Below are 21317 nucleotides of genomic sequence, written 5' to 3' on the forward strand. Positions count from 1 at the left end.
CATGGCCGAGCCCGTCCCGTCCACCCGGCACGGCGTTGCCCCGCCCACCAGGTCCCGCATCCCCGGCTCCGGCCTGGCCAAGGGCCTGGCCGTCACCCTCCGCACGATGACGAAGAAGACCGTCACCGAGCAGTACCCCGACGTCCAGCCCGACCTTCCGCCCCGTACCCGAGGCGTGATCGGCCTGTTCGAGGAGAACTGCACGGTCTGCATGCTGTGCGCCCGGGAGTGCCCGGACTGGTGCATCTACATCGACTCCCACAAGGAGACCGTCCCGCCCGCCGCCCCCGGCGGACGTGAGCGCAGCCGCAACGTCCTGGACCGCTTCGCCATCGACTTCTCCCTGTGCATGTACTGCGGTATCTGCATCGAGGTCTGTCCTTTCGACGCCCTGTTCTGGTCCCCGGAGTTCGAGTACGCCGAGACCGACATCCGCGAACTCACCCACGAACGCGACAAGCTCCGCGAGTGGATGTGGACGGTGCCGGCCCCGCCCGCTCTCGACCCCGGCGCTGAGGAGCCGAAGGAGATCGCCGCCGCCCGCAAGACCGCCGAGAAACTGGCGGCGGCACAGACGGGGCCGACCGAGCCGCAGGGAGAACAGCCGTGACCCTCTCCGCCGCGGAACACGGCTTCCTCTCCCCGACCGGCGTCGAGATCGCCTTCCTCCTCGTCGGCCTGGTCACCTTCGGCGCCGCGCTCGTCACCGTCACCACCCGACAGCTGGTGCACGCCGCCCTCTGGCTGGTGGTCACCCTCGGTGGCCTGGCCGTCGAATACCTCCTGCTCACCGCCGAGTTCATCGCATGGGTACAGGTCCTCATCTACGTCGGTTCCGTCGTCGTGCTCCTCCTTTTCGGTCTCATGCTCACCAAGGCCCCCATCGGCCGCTCCCCGGACGCCGACTCCCGAAACCGCTGGGCCGCCCTCACCGTGGCCGTCGCCGCGGCTGCCGCCCTGGTCTGGGTCGTCGTCGACGCCTTCCGCACGACCTGGGTCGACCTGAACGGCCCCGCCTCCGGATCCACCGCCGTGACCGGCGCCAGCCTGTTCCAGAACTGGGTCCTTCCCTTCGAGGCCCTCTCCGTCCTCCTCCTCGCCGCACTGGTCGGCGCCATCGTCCTGTCCCGCAAGGCGAAGGCCGAGTCGAGCTCTCCCCCTGTGAACTCCCGGGCCACGACCGGTGGTTCCCCATCCGTCCCGGATTCCCGGAATCACCCGATTGGGGGACAGGCTCCCGCCGGGCAGTCGAAGTCCGCCGTACAGCAGGGCCCGGCCGAGCAGGAAGGCGCCCGCTGATGCACCTCGCCTATCCCGCCGTGCTGGCCGCCCTCCTCTTCTGCACGGGCCTGTACGGAGTCCTCGCCCGCCGCAACGCGATCCTCGTGCTGATGTCGGTCGAGCTGATGCTCAACGCCGTCAACCTGAACCTGGTCGCCTTCGACGTCTGGCTCAGCCGGACCACCCGGGAGACCCTGCACTCCGGTCAGGCCCTGACCCTGTTCACCATCGCCATCGCCGCCGCCGAGATCGGCATCGGCCTGGCGATCGTCCTCGCCGTCTACCGCAACCGCGGCACCTCGGACATCGACAAGCTCCGGGACACCGCCGAGGGCCACGAGACCGACGGCCCCGACAGTGACGCCCTCACGGCCGAGCAGGCCGGCCGGGCCGGGAAGACCGAGGCCACCGCGTGACCACGACCACCCTCGCCGTCCTCGTCCCCCTCCTGCCCTTCCTGGGGGCGGCCGCAGGCCTGCTGCTGGGCCGTACGGCTCCCGGCTTCGTCCGGCCGCTGGCCGTTGTGCCGACCCTCGCGGCCCTCGTCCTCGCCGTCCTCGTCGCGGCGGACCAAGGGGGCGGACGGGCTGTCGACGCGACCAGCGAGCTCACCCCCACCGGCTCCGTCCCGATCGAGCTCTCTCTGCACATCGACGGCTTCGCCGCCCTCGTCGCCGTCCTGGTCGGCGTGGTCGCGACCTGCGTGCAGATCTACTCCACGGGGTACCTGCGCGACGACCCGCGCTACCCCTCGTACGCCGCTCTCGTCTCCCTGTTCACCTCCGCGATGCTGCTCGTCGTCTACTCCGGCGACCTGATCGTGCTGCTGGTCGGCTGGGAGATCATGGGCATCTGCTCCTACTTCCTCGTCGGCCACTACTGGGAGACCCCTGAGGCCCGTGCCGCCTCCATCAAGGCCTTCCTGGTGACCAAGCTCGGTGACGTCCCCTTCCTGATCGGCCTGTTCGCGCTCGCCACCGAGACCGGCTCGTTCCGCATCACCACCGTCCTCGGCGCCGTCGCGCACGGCGGGCTCGACCACCCGACCGTCATCGCCCTGCTGCTCCTGGCAGGCGTGGCGGGCAAGTCGGCGCAGTTCCCGCTGCACACCTGGCTTCCCGACGCGATGGCGGGTCCGACGCCCGTCTCCGCGCTGATCCACGCGGCGACCATGGTGGCCGCAGGCGTCTACTTCGTCGCCCGCCTCCTCCCCGTCTTCGAGGCCAGCCGGGCCGCGATGGTCGTCCTCGCCGTCATGGCCGCCGTCACCATGCTCGGCTCCGGTCTCGCCGCGCTCGCCCAGGACGACATCAAGCGGGTCCTCGCCTACTCGACCATCGGGCAGCTCGGCTACATGACCGGCGCCCTCGCCGTCGGCGAGCGCGGGGCCGCCGTCTTCCACCTCCTCACACACGGCGCCTTCAAGGCACTGCTGTTCCTCGCCGCCGGCGTCGTCATCCATGCCGCCGGCACCAACTCGCTGGCCGCCATGTCCCGCATGACCAACCTGCGCGACCGCGTCCCGGACGCCTTCTGGACGATGACCGTGGCGCTGCTCGCCCTCGCCGCGATCCCGCCCTTCAGCGGCTTCTTCTCCAAGGAGTCCGTCCTGGGCGCCGCCGAGCACGTCGTCACCGGCCACGCCGAGCACGTCCCCGAAGCCTCAGGCTGGATCACCCTCGTCGCCGGTCTGCTCACGGCCCTGCTCACCGCCGCGTACGCGACCCGCCTGTGGCTGCTGGCCTTCCACGGCCGAGGCGCCGAGGCCCCCGACCACGGCAGGCAGCCCCTGACCATGACCGTCGTGCTGTGGGTGCTCGCCGTCCCGTCTCTCGCGCTGGGCGGGTTCACCTTCCGCCTGCTGCCGGACTGGTTCGACGGCCACGACCTCACCCCGACCCTGACCACCTCCGTCGTCGGAACGGGCCTGGCCCTGGCCGGCGTCATCGTCACCTACGCGGCCTGGCGCCACACCACCGCCCTCGCGGCCCGGGTCCCGCTGGGAGCGGTCGCCGCGCACCCCGAGCGCGACGCCGGGCTCGTCGAGGCCGAGGCGATCGCCAGCCACGCCCCCGTGTACGGGGGAGTGGCCTACGCGCCCGATCCCGCCGACCCAGGACGGCTGCTGCTCGGTCCGCTGCACCGGCACGCAGCCGTCGGCTTCCACCTCGACACCGTGTACGCGACCCTCTTCGTCCGCCCGGTCCAGGCCGGAGCGAGCCTCGTGAGGTTCCTGGACCGCGAGGTCGTCGAGACCTACGTACGCGGTGCGGGCGCCCTGCCCCGGCTGCTCGGAGCCGCCGTACGCCGCGCCCAGACCGGCAATGTGCAGACCTATGTGAGCGCGCTGCTCGCCGGCACCGTCGTCCTCGCGGTCGCCGTCCTCCTCGTCGCCACGGGAGCGTGAGCAGGCGTGATCGATATCAACGAGTCCGTGATGCAGTTCCTTCTGGCGTTCGTCGTCGTCGCCCCGCTCCTCGGCGCGGTCGCGGCTCTCCTGCCCGCACCGCCCGGACTGAAGGGGAAGTCGCCCGGGCAGGCCGTGCTCCGGCACGGCGTCACCGTGACCGGCGCGGTCCTCATCGCAACGGTCGTCCTCGCGGTCGGCTTCGACCACGACCATCCGTCGAAGATGCAGGCCACGACCGACATCAGCTGGATCCCAGCACTCGATGTGCGCATCCACCTGGGCATCGACGGCATCTCCCTCCCCCTTCTGGTCCTGACCGCGCTGCTGACCTTCCTCTGCGCGCTCTACTCGTACTTCAAGATGCCTGCGGGCCCGACCCCGAAGGCCTTCGTCGCGCTGCTGCTCGTCCTCGAGTCCGGCACGCTCGCGACCTTCGCCGTCCTCGATCTGCTGCTGTTCTTCCTGGCGTTCGAGATGGTGCTCATCCCGATGTACTTCCTCATCGCCCGCTGGGGCGGCGAGGGCAGGACCCGGGCCGCCTGGCGGTTCATCCTCTACACACTGCTCGGTTCGGTCGTCATGCTGCTCGGCCTGCTCCTGATCGGGATCAAGGCCGGCACTTTCGACATGGTGGCACTCGCCACTGACAACGGCCGGTCACTCACCGCATCCGTCCAGGTCATCGCCGTTCTGGCGATCGGGATCGGGCTCGCGGTCAAGACGCCGATGTGGCCGCTGCACAGCTGGCTGCCCGACGCCCACACCGCCGCCCCGACCGTCGGTTCGGTCCTGCTGGCCGGTGTCCTGCTGAAGATGGGTACCTACGGGTTCGTCCGGATCCTCCTCCCGATCGCGCCGGACGGTTTCCGCACCTTCGCCCCCTACCTCGCCGCCTTCGCCGTCGTCGGGATCATCTACGGATCCCTGGCCTGCCTGGCCCTCGCCAAGCAGGGTGCGAAAGGCGACCTCAAACGGCTCATCGCCTACTCCTCCGTCGGCCACATGGGCTTCGTCCTGCTCGGCATCGCGACCATGACCCCGACCGGCGTCAACGGCGCCCTGTTCGCCAACATCGCCCACGGTCTTATCACCGGCCTGCTGTTCTTCCTGGTCGGAGCGCTCAAGGACCGCACCGGAACGACCGACCTCGACACGCTCGCCGAGGAGACCGGCGCCGGGCTCTACGGCAAGGCCCCGCGCCTCGGCGGCCTCCTCGCGTTCGCCGCGGTCGCCTCGCTCGGACTGCCGGGACTGGCCGGGTTCTGGGGCGAGATGCTGGCCCTGTTCGGCGCCTTCAAGCCGGCTGCGGACCTCAGCCGCCCCGCCTTCCTCACCTTCATGGCGATCGCGGCCTTCGGCACCCTCCTCACCGCCGCGTACATGCTCGTCGTCGTCCGCCGCGTCTGCATGGGCGCCGTACTGCAGGAAGCGCCGAGACTCGCCGACGTCCACACGTACGAGTTCGCGGCCTGGACCCCGCTCGTCGCCCTCACCGTCGTCGCCGGGCTGTGGCCCAGGGCCCTTCTCGGCCTGACCGACCCGGCCGTGCAACAGCTCCTCGCAGGAGGCACCCGATGAGCGCCCTGGCCGCGAACCTCGTCCAGTCCGTCGACTGGCTCGCCATCGCGCCCCCCACCATCGCGGCAGCCCTCGGACTCGTCGTCCTCGTCGCCGACCTGTTCGTGCCCGAGGCAAGCAAACCGCTCCTCGGCTGGGTCTCCGTAGCAGGCCTCGCCGCAGCCGCGCTGATGCTCCTGCCGCTGTTGGACGGCGACCGCGCCACCTTCTGCGTGAACGGCACACACGCGTGCAGCTACACCGCCGACCGTTTCACCCTGGTCATCCAGTTCCTGGTCCTCGGCGGGGCCCTGCTGGCCGCCCTGCTGTCGGTCACCACCCTCAAGGACGCGGACAGACAACTCCCCGAAGGGGAGTACTGGTTCCTTCTGCTGTCCTCCGCCGCCGGCGCCGCCCTTCTGCCCGCCTCCCGCGATCTCGCGACCCTCATCGTCGCCCTGGAGGTCGCCTCCCTGCCCGCCTTCGCCCTCGTCGGCATCCGGCACGGCGACAAGAAGTCCTCCGAGGCCGCCCTGAAGTTCTTCCTGTCGTCGGTCACCGCGACCGCCGTCAGCCTCATGGGCATCAGCTTCGTGTACGCGTCCACCGGCACCCTTTACCTCACCCAGGTCGCCGACCGCATCCAGCACGTCGAGGGCCAGTTCCACACCCTCGCCCAGACCGGCGTCGTCCTCACCCTGGTCGGCTTCGCCTTCAAGACCGCCGCCGTACCCTTCCACTTCTGGGTCCCCGACACCTACGTGGGAGCCCCGCTCCCGATCGCCGCCTACCTGTCGGTCGTGGGCAAGGCGGTCGGCTTCACCGGCCTGATCCTCGTCACGGTCGTCGCCTTCCCCTCGTACGCCGACGTCTGGGGTCCCGCACTCGCCGCCCTGGCCGCCCTCACCATGACCGTCGGCAACGTCGGCGCCCTGCGCCAGCAGGCCACGCGCGCGTACAGCGCCGTACGCCTCCTCGCCTGGTCCTCCGTCGGCCAGGCCGGCTACCTCCTCGTACCGATCGCCGCGGCCGCCTACTCGAACGACGCCGAACGCTCCATCGGCTCCACGGTCGCCTACGCCCTCATGTACGCGGCCGTGAACCTCGGCGCCTTCGCCGTGGCCGCACTGGTGGGCCGCACCAGGACCGCGAACCGCATCATCGACTACCGCGGCCTCTACGCCACGAACCCGCTCGCCGCCCTCCTCCTCGCCTTCTTCCTGCTCTGCCTGGCGGGACTGCCACCGGGCATCATCGGCCTGTTCGCCAAGGTCACCGTCTTCTCCGCCGCCGTGAACGCGGGCCTGGGCTGGCTGGCCGTCGTGATGGCCGCCAACGTCGTGATCGCCCTCTTCTACTACCTGCAGTGGACGGCGCTGCTGTTCCGCGCCCCCGAGGGCGAGCCCGTCAGACACCGCCTCCCGGCCCCCCTCACCGCCGCGATCACCCTCACCGGGGTCCTCGGCATCGCCCTCTCCGGCGCCCCCCAACTGGTCCTGCGGTTCGCCGACACCGGACTCTTCTGACCTCCGCATGGCCCGTCACCCGCACGGCCGAGGCATGCCGTCGTACGCACAAGGGAACTAGTGACCCTCGCCTGGCGTTGAGCTGGGCGGGAAGGTCCACTGGACGTGTCACCACGGGCCAGTGGCATCGGAGACAGCAAGCATGATCCGCAAGCAAAGGGTTCCCCTGCTGCACGACTTGGAGGGCGTACCGTGCACCGCCGGCACAACGGGCTAAGGACCGCAGTACTCCTCGGAGGACTGTCCGCCCTCATCATCGTCATCGGCAGCTTCTTCGGCCGCATGGGGCTCGTCGTAGCGGTTCTCGTCGCGCTGGGCACGAACGCGTACGCGTACTGGAACAGCGACAAACTGGCGCTACGCGCGATGCGCGCGCGCCCGGTGAGCGAGTTCGAGGCACCGGCCCTCTACCGCATGGTCCGCGACCTCTCCACCCAGGCCCGCCAGCCCATGCCGCGCCTGTACATCTCCCCGACGGAGGCCCCGAACGCCTTCGCCACGGGCCGCAACCCGCGCAACGCCGCCGTGTGCTGCACGGAAGGCATCATGCGCATCCTGGACGAGCGTGAACTGCGCGGAGTGATCGGCCACGAGCTGAGCCACGTCTACAACCGCGACATCCTCATCTCGTCGGTCGCCGGAGCCCTCGCCTCGGTGATCATGTTCCTGGTCAACTTCGCCTGGCTGATCCCGATCGGCCGTTCGGACGACGACGACGGTCCCGGCATCCTCGGCATGCTGCTCATCATGATCCTGGGCCCGCTCGCGGCCACCCTCATCCAGCTGGCGATCAGCCGCTCGCGTGAGTACGAGGCCGACGCCTCCGGCGCCCAGCTCACCGGCGACCCGCTCGCCCTCGCCAGCGCGCTGCGCAAGCTGGAGACGGGCACCCAGCAGCTGCCGCTGCCTCCCGAGCCGCGCATCGAGACCGCGAGTCATATGATGATCGCGAACCCCTTCCGTCCTGGTCAGGGACTCTCCAAGATGTTCTCGACGCATCCGCCGATGGCGGAACGCATCGCCCGGCTCGAGAAGATGGCAGGTCGCCCCCAGTGAAAACCATCCTGAACGTCATCTGGCTGGTCCTCAGCGGCTTCTGGCTGTTCCTCGGATACGTGGCCGCGGGACTCCTGCTCTGCATCACGATCATCGGCATTCCCTTCGGAATCGCCGCGTTCCGTATCGGCGTCTACGCCCTGTGGCCTTTCGGATACACCACGGTCGAGCGCCGTGACGCCGGTGCGCCCTCATGCGTGGGCAACGTCCTGTGGCTGGTCCTCGCGGGCTGGTGGCTGGCGCTCACGCACATCGTCACCGGCATCGCGCTGTGCATCACGATCATCGGCATCCCGTTCGGCATCGCCAATTTCAAGCTGATCCCGGTCTCCCTGCTGCCGCTCGGCCGCGAGATCGTACGCACGGACGAGCCCTTCGCGGCCAGCTGACCTCCCCGGTCTTCGCCGCCCGGGGGGTCGCGTTTTCCACAGCCGAGGTTTTCCACAGCCGACGTTGTCCCCAATCCCACGGTTGTCCACAGGCCGGCCGGGGTGTCAGTGGCGGCTTGCATCATGAACCCATGACCGAGAACGAGCAGTTGCTGGCACGGGTGGCCGCCAAGGCACGCAACACCCGCCCCTGGGGCTGGCCTTCCCTCCCCGAGCCTGTCGACGAGGCGACGCCGGCACGCGCCGAGGCCTCCCTGGGCTTCACCCTGCCGTCACTGCTCTCCGACCTGTACCTGCGGATAGGGGCCAGCGGATTCGGCCCGGAATACGGCCTGTTGCCCCTGCTCGACAGCCCGCCTGCCGGTGAGCCCGCCCCCGTTGTGCAGTACCTCGCCAACCGCGACAGCGGCCGCAAGGACCCCGACCATGCCTGGTTCGTGGACACCCCTGACCTCGCGGACTGGCTGCGGGCCTGGGGCGACGGCACAGGCTGGTACGACGTGATGGACGACGAGTTCCAGATGCCTGCCTGGACCGACTTCCGTATACGTACGGCGCAGGCGTCGGCTTCCTGACACCGCCCGGCACTCAACGACCGCCTACACCTGGCGCCGCCCCGCCACCCGCCGCCGCACGCAGTACAACGCCACACCCACCGCCAACACGGCCGCGCCCACCACCGTCGAGACGCCCGGCAGCGAGAACGCCAGCACCACGCAGCCGACGAGTCCCACCGCCGGCAACAGCCGCGCCTTCGGAACCGGATCGAGGGTCCAGGCGGAGGCGTTGGCCACGGCGTAGTACGCCAGCACACCGAAGGAGGAGAACCCGATCGCGCCCCGGACGTCCACCGTGGCGGCCAGGACGGCGACGACCGCGCCGACAGCCAGTTCGGCCCGGTGCGGCACCTGGAAGCGCGGATGCACGGCCGACAGCGCGCCGGGCAGATACCGGTCGCGGGCCATGGCCAGCGTCGTCCGCGAGACACCCAGGATCAGGGCGAGCAGCGAACCCAGCGCGGCCACCGCCGCACCCACCCGCACGACCGGCACCATCCCCGGCACCCCGGCAGCCCGCACCGCGTCGGCCAGCGGAGCCCCCGCCCGCCCGAGACCATCGGCACCCAGTACCGAAAGGACGGCCACCGCCACACACACGTACACCGCGAGCGCGATGCCCAGAGCCACCGGGATGGCTCGGGGGATGGTGCGCGCAGGATCCCGCACCTCCTCACCGAGGGTCGCGATGCGGGCGTACCCCGCGAACGCGAAGAACAGCAGGCCGGCCGCCTGCATCACCCCGCCCACACCGCCCGACGTCCCGACGCTCAGCCGCCCGGCCTCGGACGCCCCCGACCCCAGGCACACGACCACCACGGACGCGAGGACAGCCAGCACCACCGCCACGATCGCCCGCGTCAGCCAGGCAGACTTCTGGATGCCGCCGTAGTTCACTGCCGTCAACGCCACCACGGCGGCGACCGCCACGGCATGCGTCTGCTCCGGCCAGACGTACGCGCCCACAGTCAGTGCCATCGCCGCACAGGAGGCCGTTTTCCCGACGACGAACGACCAGCCCGCGAGATAGCCCCAGAAGGCACTGAGCCGCTCGCGCCCGTACACGTAGGTGCCGCCGGAGGCCGGATACAGCGCGGCCAGCCGCGCCGAGGACGTGGCGTTGCAGTACGCGACCACGGCGGCGACCGCCAGGCCGACCAGCAGCCCCGAACCGGCGGCGCGTGCCGCCGGCCCGAGGGCGGCGAAGATGCCTGCCCCGACCATCGAGCCGAGCCCGATGACGACGGCGTCCCCGACCCCCAGGGTGCGCCGTAGCTCGGACGTGGCGCCAGAATGCGTCATGCCCGGCACCCTACTGATCGCCGCAACCGAGGAGTGCCGCCTTGACGTCCTCTATCCCAACAGAGCACGAACAGGCGCGCGACGAGCCGGTCGTACGGACCGACCGGCCCCCGGCCCGCGCACCACGGACGCACGACGCGCGGCGCACAGCATGTCCGCACCGAAATCACACCGTACGGACAGTGCAAGCACAGTGCGGAAGGGCAGGTTCACGGCATGACGATCATCAGCTGGATCATTCTGGGGCTGTTGGCCGGGGCCATCGCCAAGTTCCTGCTGCCGGGCCGCGACCCGGGCGGCTTCATCGGAACGACGCTCATCGGCATCGCGGGCGCGTTCATCGGCGGCTGGATCTCGGCCCGCTGGCTGGACCATCCGATCTCCAAGAACTTCTACGACGGAGCCACCTGGGCAGCAGCGATTGGCGGCTCACTGGTCCTGCTGATCGTCTACCGCATCCTGTTCGGCAACTCGCGAGACTGAGCACCACCGAGTACACCCCCGGACCGCAGCCAGCAGGGGAGAAGGGTGGGCACCGACGGGTGCCCACCCTTCTCGTACGCCGAGGAGTCAGCGACTGCCTGATGTCGCCGATATCACGGTTCCGCCGGTGTCACCGGTAGTTCACGAACTGGAGCGCGAAGTCGAAGTCCTTGCCCTTCAGGAGGGCGATGACGGCCTGCAGATCGTCCCGGCTCTTGGAGCTGACGCGCAGCTCGTCACCCTGGACCTGGGCCTTCACGCCCTTCGGGCCCTCATCGCGGATGATCTTCGCCACCTTCTTCGCGTTCTCCTGGGAGATGCCCTCCTCGATCGACGCGAAGATCTTGTACTCCTTGCCCGAGAGCTGGGGCTCGCCCGCGTCCAGCGCCTTCAGGGAGATCCCGCGCTTGATCAGCTTGGACTGGAAGACGTCGAGGACGGCCTTGACCCGGTCCTCGGTGTTCGCCTCCATGAGGATCTTGTCACCGGACCACGAGATCGAGGCTCCCACGCCCTTGAAGTCGTAGCGCTGCGAGATCTCCTTGGCGGCCTGGTTGAGGGCGTTGTCGACCTCCTGCCGCTCGACCTTCGAGACGATGTCGAAACTGGAGTCGGCCATGTCCTGTGGCTCCTTGTATCGGGGTGCGTGTGGGGTGCGGATCGGCGGGCGTGGGGGTGACCGCCGAGCCCGGCGTGTTGCCCGGGCAGCATCCGCTCAAGCCTAGCCACCCACGGTCCTCCGAGCGCAGATCAATCGGGTGGCGAAGCACCCCTCGGCATCGGGTATTGTTTACGTCGTTGCCAGAGAGCACCGCCGAAAAGCGGTTCGAACGGCAGCAACCCCGGCGGTGTGCCCGAGCGGCCAAAGGGAGCAGACTGTAAATCTGCCGGCTCAGCCTTCCCAGGTTCGAATCCTGGCGCCGCCACGCTGAGAGAGACCCCCTCCGAACTGCGGAAACGCAGCGCGAGGGGGTCTCTTTGTATTCGAACACGGTCATTCGAGGCGAGGTTGAAATGCGTGGCTTGTCTCACCTGATTCCAGCTGAGTGTCAGGTCTGATCAGCGCGTGTCCCCCACGCGTCCCCCGAGGATCCGTCCCATTCGCGCAGGTTAGCCTAGATCTGGTGGTTGGCTCGGCTCTGGGCTTGCGCTAGAACCTTCGCGTAGACGCGTACGGGCACTGCGATCGAGTGTCCGGCCCGACGCGGAATCTCTATGGAGTCGACTTCGCTGTAAAGCCAGAAGGGCCACCTCGTCGCTGTCGTCGTCGAGCTTTAAGCAGTGGACGTTCGCCACAGCGCATCCGATGGGAGCGAGAATGCTCATGGTGGGGGACCGAGAGGTTCTCCACCCAGGGCGCGAGGTCGGCGGATACGTCGCCTACCTCAACAGTTGGGTCCCTGACGAACTGGACCTTGAGGTGTGCGGCCCGGCGTTCCTGCACAACGAATCCGCAGAACTAACCGGCCACCTGAACGCACTCGCCGCTGGCGGCCCCAGCGCCGCTTTCCTGCTACTGGAGCCGACGACCTTCCCAAGGACTCCGGGGCCTCGCTGCTTGCCGGACGGCTCCAGGGCGCAGACGTGAAGCCCGCCAACCGCCAATGGGTCAGTGGCGTCCTGCTGGCCCAGCACCGTCCTTCCGAATCCCCGCTGGCCAAGGTCGCTGGGAAGAGACCCTCCGAACTGCGCTTCCGCTGTTCGGAGGCGGTCTCTCTCAGCGGTTGGGCCGGTGACGATTACGAGAGCTGAGTCACACGGCCTATCGGGCGTTTTTCCCATAACGCTGCGCAGGGCCTGTGCGGGGCCGTACCTTGCTAGCGAGGTCAGCGCTCTTTAGGAGGGCAAGCGGGGATGCTGGAACAAACGTTGATGGCGTTGGCGGCGGCCGGCGGAGCTGCGGTGGTGCGGGCGGCGGGGACAGACGCGTGGACCGAGTTGCGTGCCGCGGTGGCACGTTGGTTCGGTCGAGGCGACGGAAAGCGCGAGCGGGCGGAACTTGAACGTTTGGATCAGACCGCCGGTGAACTTCAGTCAGCGGAAACGGACCAGGCTGAGGTGCTACGTATCCGGCAGGAGTCGGCTTGGCAGGCCCGTTTTGAGGCCTTGCTCGAGGGACTGGACCACGGCGAACGTGTGGAGGCCGCCGAGGACCTGCGTAGCTTGCTGGCCCAACACTCCAACCAGGGCGTGGCATTGGCCGGAGCGGGAGGCCTGGCTGTGGGCGGCAATATGGACATCCGCGCTGAGAAGGGTTCGATCGCAGCGGGCGTCATCCACGGAGGTGCACACGTTGGGCGCCCTCAGGCGCCGGATCCGTCCCAGGGCTGAGCGGACCGGCCTCCACGAATCAACCCCAGCCTGCGGGCAACACTGGTGATTCGCAAGCCCTGTTGTTTTCCTCCCAACACGCCGGGGGGATGAGTCAGCTTGAAGGGGCCTACGTACCCTCGTCTCGAATAGTCGCCGAGCAATCTCATCTCCTGGCAGTTGGTGGCGGGGTCGCGGCCACCTACCTCACTGGCGGGATCCACCATCACTACGCCGCCGACGCTGCGGATTCGACGGCCCTGGGAAACTGGCAGCCAGTGGCTGACGCCAACCTAGTTGGCCTTGGTGTGCATCGTGCCCGTGCGGGCGGAACCGACGGCTCGGTGCTGCCGCCCTACGTCCTGCGCGACGTGGACGACCGAGTGCGGGACGAGCTGCGGATCGCGGCAGAGTCGGGTGGCTTTGTGCTGCTCACTGGGGACTCGACGGCCGGCAAGAGCCGCACCGCCCTCGAAGCCGTGAAAGAGGTGCTTCCCAGGCATCTGCTCCTTGCCCCGTCCCGGGAGGCCGATCTGCGGCTGCTGCGCCGGGCGCCCGACGAGCGTGCCTATGACCGGCACATCCTGTGGCTCGACGATCTCGAGCGCTACTTGGGACCGGGCGGCCTCGAACCGTCCTTGCTAACGTCGCTGATCAGGTCCCGCCTAGTGGTGCTGTCGACTCTGAGGGACGAGCGTTACGACACCCTGCGGGAGACTGCTGACGAAATCTCGTGCGACGGCGGCTCGAACCGCATGACGGCCGACAGCGGACTGCGGGTTCTGAACATGGTGGAGCCCATCGTCGTGCGGCGGCTGTGGAGCAAGGCCGAACTCGCCCGCGTAGCGCTAGTGGATGATGACCGCATGCACGAGGCTTATGCCCGTCACGGCATCCACGGCATCGCCGAGTACCTGGCAGCCGGGCCGGAGCTCCTTGTCGAGTGGCGCAGGGCGGCGAGAGCCACTGCCAAGGGAGGTCATCCACGGGGCGCTGCACTTGTCGCAGCAGCCGTGGACCTGGCCCGAGTCGGCTTGGTCGGCGACTTGCCGATGCCTGCGCTGCAGGAAGCGCACCATGACTACCTCAAGACCCTGGGCGGCGCTGTTCTGCGCCCCGAGCCGTACGCCGACGCCTTCGCCTGGGCCTCACAGGTCCGCTTCGGTGTCGCGAGTCTGCTGATGGAGGGTGAGGAAGAAGACAGTAAGAGGCCCTTCGATTACCTGGTCGACGCGGTGGCCCGCGACGTAGAGGCGCCAGATATACCGGACTCGGTGTGGCTCATCGCACTGAAGTATGCCGACAGCGGCACGCGCCCGCTCGTCGCCCAGGTCGCTACGTTCAGCGGGCAGTGGGCGATCGCTGAGCAGGCATGGCGGCCCCTTGTCGAGACGGGCGACGAGGAAGCGATCATTAACTACACAACGGTACGAATGATCGCGGGGGCGGATACTGCCGAGATCGAGCCGCTGCTACGCCCAGTGGCCGAGGCGGGTATTGCGCCCGCCCAACTCAATCTTGCCGGCCTCTTGAAGATGCGGGGAGCAGAGGAAGAGGCCGAGAGGTGGTGGCGGGAGGCCGCGGAGGGTGGCCTAGTCCTCGCGTCTTTCAATCTCTACGTTCATTATTGGAACAAAGGAGATCAGGGGAAGGCCGAGGCTTGGCTGCGCCGTGCGGCGGAGGGCGGATTCGTCAAGGCGATCACTATCCTGGCGACTCTCCTACACGTGCGTGGCGACGAATCGGAGGCGGAACCGTGGTGGCAGGCAGGAGCCATGGCCGGAGACCCCGAGGCGATGTACGTGCACGGACATCTTCTCCGGCTGCGCGGTGATGACCAGGCCGAGTTGTGGTTGCGGCGGGCCGCTGAACAGGGCCACGATCGGGCCGCGGAGATCCTGGGCCGCGCCGCCGATGAACGTGGCGAAGTCACCGAAGCTGAAAAATGGTGGCGAGCCGCCGCCGAGGCCGAAAACGCGGAAGCCGCCAACCAACTCGGCGTGCTGCTCAGCACACAGGACAAGCGTGATGAGGGCAAAGTCTGGTACGCCAAAGGAGCGGAGCGCGGCCATAAAGTGGCCATGTTCAACCTCGCCGTACGGCTTTCAGAAGAGGGCGACGATGAGGGAGCGAAGGAATGGTACCGTCGCTCAGGCGAGGCTGGACACCTGGAGTCTTTCAACAACCTCGGAGTCCTCCTTCGCGAAGAGGGCGATCTCATCGGAGCCGAGACCGCGCTTCGCCAGGCCGCGGACGTCGGTGACCCGATGGGCTACCTCAACCTGATCGACTTGCTCGTCTGCGACGGACGCTCCCGGGAAGCCAAGCCATTGTTCCTCGAATTGATCTGCGACCCAGACGGCTCGAATGAGATCATCTCATTTGCTGAGTTTCTCCGTTTGCAGGGCAGGTCCACTGTGGCCCAGACCATCCTGCAGTGGGCTGCTGAAGCCGGTTGGGTCGATGCAGCCCACAACCTGGGGACATATTTCTACTGGCAAAAGATGCCCTCCGAAGCGGAGTACTGGTGGCGAGTGGCTGCCCCCGCAGTCTCGGCCTCGGCCTTCAACCTTGGTTCGTTGCTTTTCAAACGGGGTAATAGGGAGGAGGCGGTCTTCTGGTGGACCAAGGCGGCTAATGAAGGACACCAGGATGCGACCATCCGACTCGCTTCCTGGCTCATCGAATCCGGGGACACGGAGGAAGTAACAGAACGACTCCGCGACCTCGTGGATGAGTTGCCCGAATTCGCCTTCGTGCTGGCTCGGCTGCAGTCCGAGGAGCGTGACGGCCAAGCGGAGGCGAAGTACTGGTGGCTCGAAGAGCGCAGGGACGCGGAAACCGCCTTCGCCTGTGCGTCCTATTTCGCGGCAGACGGCGACCAGGAGCGGACGGAATTCTGGTGCCGAAAGTCAGCCGAGGCCGGGCATCCCCAAGCAGCCCACAACCTTGGCGCCCTGCTGGCGGCCCGCGGTCTGTTGTCGGAAGCGGAATCCTGGTTCGCTGAAGCGGTGCGGAGAGGCTTTGAGGGGTCGGCCCAACCACTAGCGCAGATAAGGTCCTGGCTTTCCGGAGTCCCTGATGCTTCCGACCTCCCAGGCCGGGTCAGAGCAGTACACCTGCCCCTCGAGTGAAGTCGCGGGGCAGGTGCGGGGCAGCGACGTGACCGTGGCGAGTTCCTGGCTCCGCCACGCTGAGAGACCCCCCTCTGAGCTGCTTAAGAGCAGGATAGAGGGGTCCTTTTCGTATTCGAACAGCCTCATTTGATCGAGGATGGGAATGCGCGGCTTGTCTCACCTGATCTTGGCTGAGAGGCTGTTGCTCTATCGATCTTGGTGGGCGTGAGTTCGAGATCGTCGACTTGGTCGGGTGATCTTCTGGTTGGCCGGGCATGAAAGCGGGGCCTCCCGCACAGCTCGAGGGTGTCGAATCCAATCGAGCAACAGGAGGCCCCTGGTGCTGCAGTCTTCCGTGCCGGCGTCGCTGTCGTCCAACGCGGTTGCCCTGGAGTGTGATTGCCTCGCTCACCGGTTCGGGAACGCCGGGGACCGGCCGTACAGGCGACCGAAGTATCCGTCGGACATGAGCGACGCAGAGTGGGCCGTCGTGCGCGAGGCGATGCCGGTTCCCGGCTGGCTGGAGGGCCGCGGCGGGCAACCGGAGAGCTATTGCCACAGGCAGATGGTCGACGCGGTGCGCTACCTGGTCGCGGGCGGCATCACCTGGCGGGCGATGCCTGCGGACTTCCCCGCGTGGGACCGCGTCTACGCCTTCTTCCGGCGCTGGCGGGACAAGGGTCTGACCGCCGAGTTCCACGACCGTCTGCGCGACCGGGTCCGCATGGCTGCGGGCCGGGATGCGGAGCCGACGGCCGGCATCATCGATGCGCAGTCGGTGAAGGCAGCCGCGTCGGTGCCTGCCTCCAGCCGGGGCTTCGACGGCGGGAAGAAAGTCAACGGCCGCAAGCGGCACATCGTGGTGGACACCCTCGGACCGCTGCTGGCTGTGATGGTGACCGCGGCCTCGGTCACCGACCGGGAGGCGGGACAGACGCTCCTGGCCCGGCTGCGCAAACGGCACTGGCGCGTCACGCGGGTGTGGGCCGACGGAGACTACACCGGGCGTCTGGTCGACGTCGCCCGCGACGCCTGGCGGATCGCGCTGACTGTGGTCAAACGCAGCGACGACACCAGCGGTTTCACCGTGCTGCCGAAGAGGTGGCTGGTGGAGCGCACGTTCGCATGGCTGATGCACTCACGCCGGCTGGCCCGCGACTACGAGATGCGCACCGACACCTCGGAGGCGGTGATCACGTGGGCGATGAGCATGGTCATGAGCCGCCGCCTCGCCCGACGGGCACGCTGAACAGCCCCGGCCGCTGCTCCGCCAGCCAGCCCCGCACGGCCAGCCGCTTGGCTTTCGACCGCACTCCTTCGACCTTCGCCGCAACCGGCTCCAGCCCCAGCGCTGCCGCGAGTTGACGACAGTCCATCGCCTCCCCGCGCATCCCGTTCTCGCCGCCCAGGACGTCCATGATCCGCCGGTAGTCCGGCGCGAGAACCGCCGGCGCGAGTCCTTCCTGCCAGTGCGGCACCACTGAGCCGGGCACCGCCTGCCTGACCTGCACCGGCCGTTCGCCGGCCACCTCGACCGGCGCCACGTCCTCGCCTCCGCGGGGCTCCGCCAGAACCTCGCCCACCGTCTCACGGGCGATCACGAACCGCTCCCACACCGCCTCCGCTTCCCGCAGCTCGCCCCGGAGAGCCTCCACCCGCTGCCGAGCGGCGCGTTCACGCTCCTCCAGCAACCCCAACACCGACGGCATTCCGGCACCTCCGCCGAAGAGACGACACGACACCCCGTCCCTCCCGCCGAAACACCACCCCTACACCTGACCAGCGGAAACGAACCCGTCACTCTCGGAAAGACAACGGCTTCTCAGCGTTGTAAGTCCGCATGGGAGCAGTTCTTTCGACAGCACGGATTGACCCCGTGATGAGTCGACGAGGGCGTCGTCAACCGTCACGGTGACGGTCTCAATTGTGGTCTCAATGACGGTTCGATCTGGTGCAGTCCACAGTCATCCACCGGAGTTCAGGGCGTCCTTTGAGCAGCGGCTTCATCTGCAATGCGGACGCGCTCGGACGTCTCCGGACTCTGATCCGACAACTTGTAATGTGTGGATCCCTCGCAGGTGGCTTGGGTGCTGCTGATTCTAACTAGCTAGAACGGCAACTCATCTGCCGCCAGCCGTACTAGGTGTGCGAACTCTTCTAGGCCAGCTTCTTCGAGATGCTGAGCGTATTCGACGTGCTTTCCGTAAGGCACGCCTCGTGCCACTTCCATAAGCACATCTTCGGGTGCCGATGCCTTTTGGAGTCTAGGGACAACGTATCCGAGGCGTTGCAGATCATGATTGGCTACACCCCCGAGGATGACATTCCTGTCTGCGATCCTGTTCGCGCTTTCAAAATGCACTACCACTTCGACCACGCGATCGCTGCTGCGGTGGGAGCCTACGTAACCTAACAGCTTTCTGGCGTCCCTTTCCATCCCGGCCGCGCGTAGATGGTCGATAGCCCTTTCAATATCCTTGGCGAGATGCCATGTAGCTACATTTTCTAGATAGACGTCGACTTTAGTGCCGAGGTCTGACCTTCGTAATGCTGCTGCGACTGCCGGAGACGCTGTTGGGCCGTGCAGCTCCGCCGCGAACTGCAGTAGGCGGCCTACGGTGAGGTCGTTTTCCCATGTTCCGCCCGCCCACCCCGCTGGTTCGGTCTTGGGAAACTCTTCCTCAAGTGCGGCAATCGTCTGCGCCAATCCGTGCGGACTGTCTTTCGATGCTGTTTTTATATAGTCAGTGAAATCCATTTCGGCGCGATACATTTCACGCAGCACCGTGGGGAGCCACGTCGAGATTGAATTATCTTCCGACTCGGTGACGATGGCCACAAGGTCGATCATTTGGGCTTGTCTGAGTGGTTCTATGTTCCACTCGATTTTATTCTTTGGATACAGGTTGATGGGATTACTCAGTTGGGTGGGGTGATGGGTCCTTTCTGATTTCCTTACGAATCTTTCCCGCCATACCATTTGATCGATTTCCGATTGGGGTAGCGGGACATCTTTGAGCCTGGCGTGTTCTGCCAGCGCCTCGACAATAGATAGGATCTCAGGGAATTTCAGCGCACTACGCCCCGTCAGTTTTTCTTGAATCGTGGATCGCGCCATCCCGTCTTGCCTTCCCTGTCGGGCTATTAGACGCTCGATGGTGCGAATAGATGGGGTGCCTGCAAGTTCTCGGAGCTGTCGAAGGTGGGCTGCCAAGTCCATCAGGGGCTCCAGTCCGTGAGTGTCCGGCACTGTCCACGTCCGTCTGGTGCCGTCCAAGGTTGCTGGCAAAAGGCTAGGTCAGAGGGATCTTGTCCGTCCGGGTGTTGCTGAATATGGCCGGAATGATCGCCTTTCCCGTCACGGACAGGCTTCATCGAACTCACAAGGCCTGGCGCCTGTTCCCCCATGGCTTGGGGCGGGACTAGCCAGCCGATCCTGCTGGCACATGCCTGTAGACCGATAGGAGACCTGACTCGATGTGCTCTGAGGGCCCTTCCGCTTCCGAGACGGACGGTGACATCCCACGCTGGGCTCGCCTGCTTCTGGTTGTGGCGACGCCTTTGGCCGGCCTGCTCGGTGCTCTCGCTGCCCTGATCGCAGCGATGCGTTCCTAACCGCGAGAGGACCCCCGACTCTCGGCTGGCCCGGGAGCAGTGGCAGTGCGCCCGAGGAGCCGACGACAAACCCGGGGCATGGCGCATCCGGTTCGGTGGGCGCATCATTCCCGCCAGAGTCATCATGTAGCCGCGTGGCGTCGAACACTGGTGGAGGAGTGGAGGAGGGGTCTCACATGAGTAGAGAGGGTCGGAAGCTCGTCCTGACCTCGATCGTCATCGTTGCCACTGTGGCCGTCTTGCCTGCGGTGCTTCTGCTCGGTCCATTCTTCGGAAGCGGGAGTACCTCTCGACTTGCGGCCGTCCTCACCTTCGTTGGGGTCCTCGTCGGTGCATCGGTCTCTCTGATCGGATATGTCCTGAACCACCGGACCGAACGCCGATTGGCCCATGAGCAGGAAGAGCAGTCTCGTCAGCTCAGGCTGGAAGCTGCGATGCGTGCGGGACAGCTGGTCTCCCCCACCGAATCAAGGCCCGCCCACCCAGCAGCCCTTGCCTCGGGACTCCTCGCGCTCACGAAGCTCGGCTACGCCGATCTGGCCGTGGCATTGCTTGTGGACTTGTGGGCGGACGACGAGCACGAGGGCCAGATCTCGGAAGAAACGGCCATCTTGGTGATCGACGCCGCCCTGCGCGCAACATCTCCCAGCGCCCAGCTCGTCGCAGCGGAGTTGCTGTGTCGAAACGCCAAACGGCTCGACGCGTGCCAGTCCCTGCACTGGCCGAGTGCGGTGGACGGATGCTGGATCCCCTCCTTCAGCCCCAGAACCAAGCTCCTCATCGTCGAGGCACTCGTGAGGATGACGAGGACAAGCCCGGCAGAGGAGGGGGCGCTGCGTTCGGTTGCTGTGCGCCTGTACGGCATCTGGCGAGACGATCCCGATGAGCGAGTGCGGGGATGCATCGGCAAGCTCATTGGGAAGATCATCCAGCGTCTCCGTGACTTCCACTACAAAGAGTTTGTCCACGGCTCGCAAATGGTGACGATCGACGATCTAGATCGTGCAGCAAGGAGCGCCGCGGAGAACCCTGATGGTTACCTGGCGAAGCTCTCTGACGACCTTGGCGAGCACCTCTGCGAATGGGCCGCTTCCTGCCGTCCGCAGCCCCTGCGACCGGGAGCCCTGTCGACGGCAGCGCTGTAGCCGAGTTGACTTAACAGGCTTACGACTGGCCTCGTCGTGTCGATGGCGGTACGCCAACCGGAGTCTGCGAAGGGCTGACGCGCCGGCGGCCTGCGGGTGGAAAGCGCCGGGGTCGGCGTGTTCCACGCGTCGTTACTGGCATTCCGTGGGGCTGCGCCTGGTTCCTTCGACGGGTGGAGCGCTCCTGCCCTGCGGATGTAGCGGAGGGTGCGATCGCGGTTAAGGGACGGGCGGTGAATCATGATCCTCGGCGCCTCGTGCCCACGAGGTGCGTCACTGGTCGCGAGCGGCGGCTCCCCACAGGCATCCCCCAGGACAGTCTTATCCCTGGGAAACCGCGAGCTCGGCGGGGGTGAAGCCAGCCCGCAGTAAGTCTGCCGAGGCGTTCAACCTGGGGCGATCTTCGATCCACGTGAAGGTCGCCGACTGCCTGAACACTGTCCGCTACATCCCTGAAGATTGCCTGGTTGCCTACTGAGCCTTTTCAGCGGTGCCTCTCCAGGGTGAGGATGGCGGCTGCGATTGACGACAGTCGGTTCGGGCTGCACCGGGCTTTGCGGAAGATCCGCC

At 67.1% G+C, this 21317-nt stretch carries 18 protein-coding genes and 1 tRNA gene; 15 read left to right on the top strand and 4 right to left on the bottom strand.

The features are described 5' to 3' along the window. The first annotated feature begins 1 nt into the window (after position 1). From ACWCQ1_RS23890 to ACWCQ1_RS23930, 9 genes are all read left to right on the top strand, one after another. On the top strand, positions 2–610 hold the full coding sequence (locus ACWCQ1_RS23890; protein ID WP_358593166.1) for a NuoI/complex I 23 kDa subunit family protein: 609 nt from the start codon (positions 2–4) through the stop codon (positions 608–610). Next, a complete protein-coding gene (locus ACWCQ1_RS23895; RefSeq protein WP_451027322.1) occupies positions 607–1299 on the top strand; it encodes an NADH-quinone oxidoreductase subunit J family protein in 693 nt (230 codons plus the stop codon). The genes ACWCQ1_RS23890 and ACWCQ1_RS23895 overlap by 4 nt, the downstream gene beginning before the upstream one ends. Beyond that, on the top strand, positions 1299–1697 hold the full coding sequence (nuoK, locus tag ACWCQ1_RS23900) for an NADH-quinone oxidoreductase subunit NuoK (RefSeq protein WP_133043332.1): 399 nt from the start codon (positions 1299–1301) through the stop codon (positions 1695–1697). Before ACWCQ1_RS23895 ends, nuoK begins: the two co-directional genes overlap by 1 nt. Then, complete coding sequence (locus ACWCQ1_RS23905) at positions 1694–3688, top strand: NADH-quinone oxidoreductase subunit 5 family protein (protein ID WP_451027323.1); 1995 nt, start codon at positions 1694–1696, stop codon at positions 3686–3688. Before nuoK ends, ACWCQ1_RS23905 begins: the two co-directional genes overlap by 4 nt. Positions 3689–3694: 6 nt before the next feature. Then, the gene (locus ACWCQ1_RS23910; RefSeq protein ID WP_451027324.1) at positions 3695–5269 is read left to right on the top strand and encodes an NADH-quinone oxidoreductase subunit M; all 1575 of its coding nucleotides are present in this window, start codon (positions 3695–3697) and stop codon (positions 5267–5269) included. After that, on the top strand, positions 5266–6774 hold the full coding sequence (locus tag ACWCQ1_RS23915; RefSeq protein WP_451027325.1) for an NADH-quinone oxidoreductase subunit N: 1509 nt from the start codon (positions 5266–5268) through the stop codon (positions 6772–6774). The genes ACWCQ1_RS23910 and ACWCQ1_RS23915 overlap by 4 nt, the downstream gene beginning before the upstream one ends. A 192-nt stretch (positions 6775–6966) precedes the next feature. Continuing rightward, on the top strand, positions 6967–7830 hold the full coding sequence (gene htpX, locus ACWCQ1_RS23920) for a zinc metalloprotease HtpX (RefSeq protein ID WP_133043328.1): 864 nt from the start codon (positions 6967–6969) through the stop codon (positions 7828–7830). After that, positions 7827–8219 carry a YccF domain-containing protein gene (locus tag ACWCQ1_RS23925; RefSeq protein WP_451027326.1) on the top strand — a complete coding sequence of 131 codons (393 nt, stop codon included), beginning with the start codon at positions 7827–7829 and terminating at the stop codon, positions 8217–8219. The genes htpX and ACWCQ1_RS23925 overlap by 4 nt, the downstream gene beginning before the upstream one ends. 131 nt (positions 8220–8350) lie before the next feature. After that, positions 8351–8794 carry an SMI1/KNR4 family protein gene (locus ACWCQ1_RS23930; protein WP_451027327.1) on the top strand — a complete coding sequence of 148 codons (444 nt, stop codon included), beginning with the start codon at positions 8351–8353 and terminating at the stop codon, positions 8792–8794. Between the two features lie 24 nt (positions 8795–8818). On the opposite strand, the gene ACWCQ1_RS23935 is transcribed toward ACWCQ1_RS23930, so the two are convergent. Next, a complete protein-coding gene (locus ACWCQ1_RS23935; RefSeq protein WP_451027328.1) occupies positions 8819–10078 on the bottom strand; it encodes an APC family permease in 1260 nt (419 codons plus the stop codon). Positions 10079–10294: 216 nt separating this feature from the next. Here ACWCQ1_RS23935 and ACWCQ1_RS23940 point away from each other — a divergent pair, with 216 nt between their 5' ends. Then, positions 10295–10561, top strand: a complete 267-nt coding sequence (locus ACWCQ1_RS23940) for a GlsB/YeaQ/YmgE family stress response membrane protein (protein WP_133043324.1) — start codon at positions 10295–10297, stop codon at positions 10559–10561. Positions 10562–10691: 130 nt separating this feature from the next. Here the strand turns inward: ACWCQ1_RS23940 and ACWCQ1_RS23945 are convergent, their stop codons facing one another. Then, the gene (locus ACWCQ1_RS23945; RefSeq protein WP_451027329.1) at positions 10692–11180 is read right to left on the bottom strand and encodes a YajQ family cyclic di-GMP-binding protein; all 489 of its coding nucleotides are present in this window, start codon (positions 11178–11180) and stop codon (positions 10692–10694) included. A gap of 225 nt (positions 11181–11405) precedes the next feature. On the opposite strand from ACWCQ1_RS23945, the gene ACWCQ1_RS23950 reads away from it, so the two are divergent. From ACWCQ1_RS23950 to ACWCQ1_RS23965, 4 genes are all read left to right on the top strand, one after another. Further along, positions 11406–11487, top strand: a tRNA-Tyr gene (locus ACWCQ1_RS23950). A gap of 928 nt (positions 11488–12415) precedes the next feature. Further along, entirely contained in the window at positions 12416–12892 is a 477-nt protein-coding gene (locus tag ACWCQ1_RS23955) for a hypothetical protein (RefSeq protein WP_451027330.1), read from the top strand. A gap of 89 nt (positions 12893–12981) precedes the next feature. Next, positions 12982–16005 (top strand): tetratricopeptide repeat protein, encoded by a 3024-nt coding sequence (locus ACWCQ1_RS23960; protein WP_451027331.1) that lies wholly within the window; start codon positions 12982–12984, stop codon positions 16003–16005. A 448-nt stretch (positions 16006–16453) separates the two neighbouring features. Further along, a complete protein-coding gene (locus tag ACWCQ1_RS23965; RefSeq protein WP_451027332.1) occupies positions 16454–17236 on the top strand; it encodes an IS5 family transposase in 783 nt (260 codons plus the stop codon). Here ACWCQ1_RS23965 and ACWCQ1_RS23970 read toward each other — a convergent pair. After that, the gene (locus ACWCQ1_RS23970) at positions 17202–17696 is read right to left on the bottom strand and encodes a hypothetical protein (protein WP_451027333.1); all 495 of its coding nucleotides are present in this window, start codon (positions 17694–17696) and stop codon (positions 17202–17204) included. The genes ACWCQ1_RS23965 and ACWCQ1_RS23970 overlap by 35 nt on opposite strands. Positions 17697–18094: 398 nt before the next feature. Beyond that, positions 18095–19207: a hypothetical protein gene (locus ACWCQ1_RS23975; RefSeq protein ID WP_451027334.1), complete on the bottom strand. Its 1113-nt coding sequence runs from the start codon at positions 19205–19207 to the stop codon at positions 18095–18097. A gap of 571 nt (positions 19208–19778) precedes the next feature. Between ACWCQ1_RS23975 and ACWCQ1_RS23980 the strand changes: the two genes are divergently transcribed. Continuing rightward, positions 19779–20747 (top strand): hypothetical protein, encoded by a 969-nt coding sequence (locus ACWCQ1_RS23980; RefSeq protein WP_451027335.1) that lies wholly within the window; start codon positions 19779–19781, stop codon positions 20745–20747. The last annotated feature ends 570 nt before the right edge of the window (positions 20748–21317 follow it).

The sequence above is a fragment of the Streptomyces sp. NPDC002144 genome (assembly GCF_053593695.1).